This is a genomic window from Streptomyces sparsogenes subsp. cuspidosporus (genome assembly GCF_039532705.1).
Classification (GTDB): Bacteria; Actinomycetota; Actinomycetes; order Streptomycetales; family Streptomycetaceae; genus Streptomyces; species Streptomyces sparsogenes.
Window position 1 is genome coordinate 134,159 of the sequence record NZ_BAAASD010000019.1, and the last position, 6,500, is coordinate 140,658.

5 protein-coding genes are annotated in these 6,500 nt (G+C 71.0%); 4 read left to right on the forward strand and 1 reads right to left on the reverse strand.

Going from position 1 to position 6,500, the window contains the following annotated elements; genetic code table 11:
• Positions 1-121: 121 nt before the first annotated feature.
• Positions 122-1,138, reverse strand: a complete 1,017-nt coding sequence (locus tag ABFY07_RS22905; protein ID WP_346176281.1) for a LacI family DNA-binding transcriptional regulator — start codon at positions 1,136-1,138, stop codon at positions 122-124.
• Positions 1,139-1,439: 301 nt separating this feature from the next.
• Between ABFY07_RS22905 and ABFY07_RS22910 the strand changes: the two genes are divergently transcribed.
• From ABFY07_RS22910 to ABFY07_RS22925, 4 genes are all read left to right on the forward strand, one after another.
• On the forward strand, positions 1,440-3,383 hold the full coding sequence (locus ABFY07_RS22910) for an acyl-CoA dehydrogenase family protein (RefSeq protein WP_346176282.1): 1,944 nt from the start codon (positions 1,440-1,442) through the stop codon (positions 3,381-3,383).
• A 212-nt stretch (positions 3,384-3,595) separates the two neighbouring features.
• Positions 3,596-4,861, forward strand: coding sequence for a 1-deoxy-D-xylulose-5-phosphate reductoisomerase (gene dxr, locus ABFY07_RS22915; protein WP_346176283.1), 1,266 nt, complete (start codon positions 3,596-3,598; stop codon positions 4,859-4,861).
• Positions 4,858-6,162 (forward strand): M50 family metallopeptidase, encoded by a 1,305-nt coding sequence (locus tag ABFY07_RS22920; protein WP_346176284.1) that lies wholly within the window; start codon positions 4,858-4,860, stop codon positions 6,160-6,162. The genes dxr and ABFY07_RS22920 overlap by 4 nt, the downstream gene beginning before the upstream one ends.
• 141 nt (positions 6,163-6,303) lie before the next feature.
• Positions 6,304-6,500 (forward strand): flavodoxin-dependent (E)-4-hydroxy-3-methylbut-2-enyl-diphosphate synthase (locus tag ABFY07_RS22925; RefSeq protein WP_346176285.1); only part of this gene is annotated, 197 nt, incomplete at its 3' end.

A 6,500-nucleotide genomic window follows, 5' to 3' on the forward strand; every position in this document is an offset into this window, starting at 1 on the left:
CGGGATGCGGCGGTGGACGTACGGGGCTGAGAGCTCTACGGGCGTATCGCTTCGGGGACGTACGGCTCAGGGGCGCTACGAGGGCGGGACCGCGCCGCGAGGGCGGGCTTCAGGGGGCCGGTCAGGGCGCGGTGTGCGGCGCCGGGCCCGTGCTCGCCCGCACCGTCAGCTCGGGCGCCAGCAGGGTCACCTCGTCCGCGCCGCGCCCCTCCAGCTTGGCCACCACCAGCTCCACCGCGCGCCGGCCCATCTCCTCCGCGGGGATGGCGACGGAGGTCAGCCGCACCGAGGCCTGGGCGGCCACCTGGTCGGGGCAGACCGCCACCACCGAGATGTCCTCCGGGACCGCGCGGCCCTGCCGGCGGAGCAGGCTCAGCAGCGGGTCGATGGCGGCCTCGTTCTGCACCACGAAGCCGGTGGTGCCGGGGCGCTCGTCGAAGATCCGGGCCAGCGCCCCGGCCATGGACTCGTAGCTGCCCTCGCAGGGCCGGTGCAGCAGGCGCAGGCCCAGCTCCCGGGCCCGGGCGCGCAGCCCCTCCAGCGTGCGCACGGCGAAGCCGGTGTGGCGCTCGTAGACCGCCGGCGCCTCGCCGACCACGGCGATCTCGCGGTGGCCGAGCTGGGCCAGGTGCTCGGCGCACAGCGCGCCGGTCGCCGTGAAGTCGAGGTCGACGCAGGTCAGTCCGACGGTGTCGGCGGGCAGTCCGATCAGCACGGTGGGCTGCCGGGCGTCCCGCAGCAGCGGCAGCCGCTCGTCCTCCAGCTCCACGTCCATCAGGATCATGGCGTCGGCCAGCCCGCTGCCGGTCACCCGGCGCACGGCCGCCGGGCCCTCCTCGCCGGTCAGCAGCAGCACGTCGTAGCCGTGGGCGCGGGCGGTGGTGGCCACCGCGATGGCGACCTCCATCATCACCGGCACGTACATGTCGGTCCGCAGTGGCACCATCAGGGCGATGATGTTGGAGCGGCTGCTGGCGAGGGCGCGGGCTCCCGCGTTCGGGTGGTAGCCGAGCTCCTTGATGCTCTGCTCGACCCGCTCGCGGGTGGGGGCCGAGATCGAGCGCTTGCCGCTGAGGACGTAACTCACCGTGCTGGCGGAGACCCCGGCGTGCCGGGCGACCTCGGCGAGGGTGACCATGCGGGGACTCCATCCGACGTGGACCGCGACAGGGGACTCTTCGGCGGACCCACGCATGACTCCACCGGAGAGGGGCAGTCAGTGAAGCGCTTCGACAGAGTTGCCGGGCGACTCCTGGCTGGCTGCACCGTATCGACAGTAAACCTGTACGGGTTCGCTGTCCAGGTAATCGAAGCGCTTCAACTGGCTTTTTCCACCACCTCGGGCCACCCGCTTTGCCGCCCTGTCGACCCGGAGGCACACTGGCACCGTACGTGCCGGTAATGTCACGAGACCGTCGATTCGCGGCAAGGGAGCACCCATGACCGCATCATCCGTCAGGCCGGTGTCCGAGCGCGAAGCGCGCCAGGTCGCCGAGGCAGCCCGCGAACAGGTATGGCACAAGCCGAGCTTCGCCAAGGAACTGTTCCTCGGCCGCTTCCGGCTCGATCTGATCCACCCCCACCCCGCTCCCGCCCCGGACGACGTGCGGCGCGGTGAGAAGTTCCTGGAGAAGCTGCGCGAGTTCTGCGAGACCCGCGTGGACGCCGCCCGCATCGAGCGCGAGGCGAAGATCCCCGACGAGACCGTCCAGGGCCTCAAGGAGATCGGCGCCCTCGGCATGAAGATCGACCCCAAGTACGGCGGCGCCGGCCTCACCCAGGTCTACTACAACAAGGCCCTGGCCCTCGCCGGCTCGGTCAGCCCGGCCATCGGCGCGCTGCTCTCCGCCCACCAGTCCATCGGCGTGCCGCAGCCGCTCAAGCTCTTCGGCACCCAGGAGCAGAAGGACACCTTCCTGCCCCGCTGCGCCCGCACCGATATCTCGGCCTTCCTGCTCACCGAGCCGGACGTGGGCTCCGACCCGGCCCGGCTCGCCACCACCGCCGTGCCCGACGGGGACGACTACATCCTCGACGGGGTGAAGCTGTGGACGACCAACGGCGTGGTCGCCGACCTCCTCGTGGTCATGGCCCGTGTCCCCGCGTCCGAGGGCCACAAGGGCGGCATCACGGCCTTCGTCGTCGAGACGGCCTCCGAGGGCGTCACCGTCGAGCACCGCAACGCCTTCATGGGCCTGCGCGGCCTGGAGAACGGAGTGACCCGCTTCCACCGGGTCCGCGTCCCCGCCGCCAACCGCATCGGCCCCGAGGGCGCCGGCCTGAAGATCGCCCTGACCACCCTCAACACCGGCCGGCTCTCGCTGCCCGCGATGTGCGCGGGCGCCGGGAAGTGGTGCCTGAAGATCGCCCGCGAGTGGTCCGCGGCCCGCGAGCAGTGGGGCAAGCCGATCGCCCGCCACGAGGCCGTCGGCGCCAAGATCTCCTTCATCGCGGCCACCACCTTCGCCCTGGAGGCCGTCATCGACCTCGCCTCCCAGATGGCCGACGAGGACCGCAACGACATCCGGATCGAGGCGGCACTGGCCAAGCTCTACGGCAGCGAGATGGCCTGGCGGATGGCCGACGAGCTGGTGCAGATCCGCGGCGGCCGCGGCTTCGAGACCGCCGCCTCGCTCGCCGCCCGGGGCGAGCGCGCGGTCCCGGCCGAGCAGATGCTCCGCGATCTGCGCATCAACCGCATCTTCGAGGGCTCGACGGAGATCATGCACCTGCTGATCGCCCGCGAGGCCGTGGACGCCCACCTGTCCGTGGCGGGCGACCTCATCGACCCGGACAAGTCCCTGTCCGACAAGGGCAGGGCGGCCGCCAAGGCCGGCGGCTTCTACGCCCGCTGGCTGCCCGGCCTGGTCACCGGCCCCGGCCAGCTCCCGCGCGCGTACGCCGAATTCCGGCCCCCCGGCCACCGTGACCTCTCCCCGCACCTGCGCTACGTCGAGCGCTCGGCGCGCAAGCTGGCCCGCTCCACCTTCTACGCCATGTCCCGCTGGCAGGGCCGGATGGAGACCAAGCAGGGCTTCCTCGGCCGGATCGTGGACATCGGCGCGGAGCTGTTCGCCATGAGCGCCGCCTGCGTACGGGCGGAGATGCTGCGCACCACGGGCGACCACGGCGTCGAGGCCTACCAGCTGGCCGACGTGTTCTGCCGCCAGGCGAGGATCCGCGCCGAGGAGCTGTTCGAAAGGCTGTGGACCAACACCGACGACCTCGACCGCAAGGTCGTCTCCGGCGTCCTGGCGGGCTCGTACAGCTGGCTGGAGGACGGCGTGCTCGACCCCAGCGGCGACGGCCCCTGGATCGCCGACGCCACGCCGGGCCCGGCCACGAAGGACAACGTCCACCGGCGCATTCGCCCTTGCGCCTAAGCCGGCGCCGCTCTCGCGGACCTGGCCGGTCGCCGTAGGGGTTGCTCCCCTCTTTGCGCCTAAGCCGACGCCGCTCTCGCGGACCTGGCCGGTCGCCGTAGGGGTTGCTCAATTGATGGTTGCGCCCCGAACCCGGGCAAGAACGTCCGGGTTCGGGGCGCGGCTGCCGGACCCGGTCACCCGAGCCGTGCGCGAAGGGCAACAATGGGGCAATGACCGATTCCCTGGCTGACCCCCACCTCCGCTTCCCGGCGGCCACCGCCGCCACCGGAGGGCCGCGCGACATCGTGATCCTGGGCTCCACCGGATCGATCGGCACCCAGGCCATCGACGTGGTGCTGCGCAACCCCGACCGCTTCCGCGTCACCGGGCTGTCCGCCGCCGGCGGGCGGGCCGGGCTGCTGGCCGAGCAGGCGTGGCGGCTGGGCGTGGCGACGGTCGCGGTGGCGCGCCCCGAGGCCGTGTCCGAGCTGCGCGAGGCGCTGGCCGCGCGGTACGGGGCGGGGGAGCCGCTGCCGGAGATCATCGCGGGGCCCGACGCGGCCACCGAGCTGGCCCGCTCCGAGTGCGACACCGTGCTCAACGGCATCACCGGCTCCATCGGCCTGGCGCCCACCCTCGCCGCCCTGGAGGCCGGCCGGGTGCTCGCGCTGGCCAACAAGGAGTCGCTGATCGTCGGCGGGCCGCTGGTCAAGGCCCTGGCCAAGCCGGGTCAGATCGTGCCCGTGGACTCCGAGCACTCCGCCCTCTTCCAGGCGCTGCTCGGCGGCACCCGGCAGGAGGTCCGCAGGCTGGTGGTCACCGCCTCCGGCGGGCCGTTCCGGGGGCGTACCCGGCAGGAGCTGACCGAGGTCACGCCCGAGCAGGCGCTGGCCCACCCCACCTGGGACATGGGCCCGGTGATCACGATCAACTCCGCGACCCTGGTCAACAAGGGGCTGGAGGTCATCGAGGCGCACCTGCTGTACGACATCCCCTTCGACCGGATCGAGGTCGTGGTCCACCCTCAGTCGTACATCCACTCGATGGTCGAATTCATTGACGGCTCCAGCCTGGCGCAGGCGAGCCCGCCCGACATGCGGATGCCGATCGCGCTCGGCCTCGGCTGGCCGGACCGGGTGCCGGACGCCGCGCCCGGCTGCGACTGGACCAAGGCGCACACCTGGGAGTTCTTCCCGCTGGACAATGACGCGTTCCCCTCGATCGGCCTCTCCCGCCACGTCGGCGCCCTCGGCGGCACCGTGCCCGCCGTCTTCAACGCGGCGAACGAGGAGTGCGTGGACGCCTTCCTGGCCCGGAAGCTGCCGTTCAACGGAATCGTCGATACGGTCGCCCAGGTGGTGTCGGAACACGGCACCCCCGCCGCGGGAACCCGGCTGACGGTCGAGGACGTCCTCCAGGCCGAGGCCTGGGCCCGCGCCCGCGCCCGTGAACTGGCCGCCCGCGCGGCGAACGCGACACCGGAGGCTCGCGCATGACGACACTGATGATGACGGTCCTCGGCATAGTCGTATTCGTCGTGGGACTGCTCTTCTCGATCGCTTGGCACGAGCTCGGCCACCTCTCCACGGCCAAGCTCTTCGGCATCCGGGTGCCGCAGTACATGGTCGGCTTCGGCCCGACGATCTTCTCCCGCAAGAAGGGCGAGACGGAGTACGGCGTCAAGGCCGTCCCGCTCGGCGGGTACATCCGCATGATCGGGATGTTCCCGCCCGGAGACGACGGGAAGATAACCGCTCGTTCCACCTCGCCGTGGCGCAGCATGATCGAGGACGCCCGGTCGGCGGCCTACGAGGAGCTCCAGCCCGGCGACGAGACCCGGATGTTCTACACGCGCAAGCCGTGGAAGCGCGTGATCGTGATGTTCGCCGGGCCGTTCATGAACCTGGTCCTCGCCGTGGTGATCTTCCTCGGGGTGATGATGAGCTTCGGCGTCAACACCCAGACCACCACCGTGGGCACCGTCCAGAAGTGCGTGGTCCCGGCCTCGGCCAACACCGACACGTGCCCCAAGGACGCCAAGGACACTCCGGCCAACACCGCCGGGCTGCGGCCCCGCGACAAGATCGTCGCCTTCAACGGCGAGCCGACCTCGGACTGGTCCACCCTCCAGCAGAGCATCCGCAAGACGGTCGGCCCCGCGACGATCACCGTCGAGCGGAACGGCGTCCGCAAGGATCTGCACGCGGTCCTCATAAAGCACCAGGTCGCCAAGTCGGACGGGCGGGGCGGCTATGTGGAGGGGAAGTACGTCACCGCGGGCTTCCTCGGCTTCACCCCGGCCAGCGGCGTGGTCAAGCAGTCCTTCGGGCAGTCGGTGGACCGCATGGGCAACATGGTCGAGGACGGCATCGACTCGCTGATCGCCCTGCCCTCGAAGATCCCCGACCTGTGGAACGCGGCGTTCGGCGACGGTGAGCGCAAGGCGGACTCCCCGATGGGCGTGGTCGGCGCGGCCCGGGTCGGCGGAGAGGTGGCCAATCTCGACATCCCGGCCTCGCAGCGGGTCGCCACCATGCTGTTCCTGGTGGCCGGCTTCAACCTCTCTCTCTTCCTGTTCAACATGCTGCCGCTGCTGCCGCTGGACGGCGGGCACATCGCGGGGGCGGTGTGGGAGGCGATCCGGCGGCACACCGCCCGGCTGGTCCGCCGGCCCGACCCCGGGCCGTTCGACGTGGCCAAGATGATGCCGGTCGCCTATGTGATCGCCGGGGTGTTCATCTGCTTCACCCTGCTGGTGCTGGTGGCCGATGTGGTGAATCCGGTGAAAATCTCCTGATGCTGCGAAATGGTCCGAAGTGCACCTTTGGGTGCACTTCGGAACCGCGGTGTGCCCAGGTCCCGTACGGTGCCGTAACCTCGGACTCCGGAGCCCGCCGATCTCGGGACCTTCATTCATGACGTTGGGGTTGCTCGCCAGATGACCGCGATTTCGCTTGGAATTCCGTCCGTTCCCCTCAAGCTCGCCGACCGCAGGGTCAGCCGCAAGATCCAGGTCGGGTCGGTGGCGGTGGGTGGGGACGCGCCGGTGTCGGTGCAGTCGATGACGACGACGGTGACGGCGGATGTGGGTGCGACGCTGCAGCAGATCGCGGAGCTGACGGCTTCGGGGTGCGA

Coding starts and splice junctions, on each gene's coding strand:
- ABFY07_RS22905 (WP_346176281.1), bottom strand. CDS start 1,138: ATGGTCACCCTCGCCGAGGTCGCCCGGCACGCCGGGGTCTCCGCCAGC.
- ABFY07_RS22910 (WP_346176282.1), top strand. CDS start 1,440: ATGACCGCATCATCCGTCAGGCCGGTGTCCGAGCGCGAAGCGCGCCAG.
- dxr (WP_346176283.1), top strand. CDS start 3,596: ATGACCGATTCCCTGGCTGACCCCCACCTCCGCTTCCCGGCGGCCACC.
- ABFY07_RS22920 (WP_346176284.1), top strand. CDS start 4,858: ATGACGACACTGATGATGACGGTCCTCGGCATAGTCGTATTCGTCGTG.